General features: G+C 57.3%; 1 rRNA gene. It reads right to left on the bottom strand.

The annotated features are described in order from the left end of the window. A 23S ribosomal RNA gene (locus ACIA8R_RS52950) occupies positions 1 to 1,827 on the bottom strand; the annotation flags it as partial.

Genomic DNA, 1,827 nt, shown 5'->3' with positions numbered 1-1,827 from the left:
GGTCAAGTCCTCGGCCTATTAGTACCGGTCAGCTCCACACGTTACCATGCTTCCACCTCCGGCCTATCAACCCGGTCGTCTACCGGGAGCCTTACCCACTCACGTGGTGGGAGACCTCATCTCAAGGCGAGCTTCCCGCTTAGATGCTTTCAGCGGTTATCCCTTCCGAACGTAGCCAACCAGCCGTGCACCTGGCGGTACAACTGGCACACCAGAGGTTCGTCCGTCCCGGTCCTCTCGTACTAGGGACAGCTCCTTTCAAGTCTCCTGCGCGCGCAGCGGATAGGGACCGAACTGTCTCGCGACGTTCTAAACCCAGCTCGCGTACCGCTTTAATGGGCGAACAGCCCAACCCTTGGGACCTACTCCAGCCCCAGGATGCGACGAGCCGACATCGAGGTGCCAAACCATCCCGTCGATATGGACTCTTGGGGAAGATCAGCCTGTTATCCCCGGGGTACCTTTTAGCCGTTGAGCGACACCGCTTCCACATGCCGATGCCGGATCACTAGTCCCAGCTTTCGCTCCTGCTCGACCCGTCAGTCTCACAGTCAAGCTCCCTTGTGCACTTACACTCGACACCTGATTGCCAACCAGGCTGAGGGAACCTTTGGGCGCCTCCGTTACCTTTTAGGAGGCAACCGCCCCAGTTAAACTACCCACCAGACACTGTCCCCGATCCGGATCACGGACCAGAGTTAGACGTTCAAAACGACCAGAGTGGTATTTCACCAATGACTCCACCCGAACTAGCGTCCGAGCTTCCCAGTCTCCCACCTATCCTACACAAGACGTTCCAAACGCCAATGTCAAGCTGTAGTGAAGGTCCCGGGGTCTTTCCGTCCTGCTGCGCGTAACGAGCATCTTTACTCGTAGTGCAATTTCGCCGGGTCTGCGGTTGAGACAGCGGGGAAGTCGTTACGCCATTCGTGCAGGTCGGAACTTACCCGACAAGGAATTTCGCTACCTTAGGATGGTTATAGTTACCACCGCCGTTTACCGGCGCTTAAGTTCTCACCTTCGCTGTGTCACCACAACTAAGCGGTCCCCTTAACGTTCCGGCACCGGGCAGGCGTCAGTCCGTATACATCGTCTTACGACTTCGCACGGACCTGTGTTTTTAGTAAACAGTCGCTTCCCCCTGGCCACTGCGACCCCCACCAGCTCCGAGTGCAAGACTCATCACCAGCAGAGGTCCCCCTTCTCCCGAAGTTACGGGGGCAATTTGCCGAGTTCCTTAACCACAGTTCACCCGATCGCCTTAGTATTCTCTACCTGACCACCTGAGTCGGTTTAGGGTACGGGCCGCCACAACACTCGCTAGAGGCTTTTCTCGGCAGCATAGGATCATCCACTTCACCACAATCGGCTCGGCATCACATCTCAGGATATATGCGAGGCGGATTTGCCTACCTCACTCCCTACATGCTTACCCCAGGAACAACCATCGCCTGGGCTGGACTACCTTCCTGCGTCACCCCATCGCTTACCTACTACCCGATCGGATCGAGCGTTCACTCTGACCCCAAGCCCGAAGGCTTTAGGCGAGCTAAGGACTCTTAGCATCACGAGGTTCGATATGGGCGCGTTAAAGCGGGTACGGGAATATCAACCCGTTGTCCATCGACTACGCCTGTCGGCCTCGCCTTAGGTCCCGACTTACCCTGGGCGGATTAGCCTGCCCCAGGAACCCTTGGTCATCCGGCGCGAGGGTTTCTCACCCTCGATTCGCTACTCATGCCTGCATTCTCACTCGCACAGCCTCCACAACTAGATCACTCTGCTGCTTCGCCGGCTGCACGACGCTCCCCTACCCATCCAGCCCCA

Source organism: Nonomuraea sp. NPDC051191 (assembly GCF_044455665.1).
GTDB lineage: Bacteria > Actinomycetota > Actinomycetes > Streptosporangiales > Streptosporangiaceae > Nonomuraea.
The sequence above is the reverse complement of the archived record's forward strand: the minus strand, read 5'-3'. Positions and strand labels throughout refer to the sequence as shown.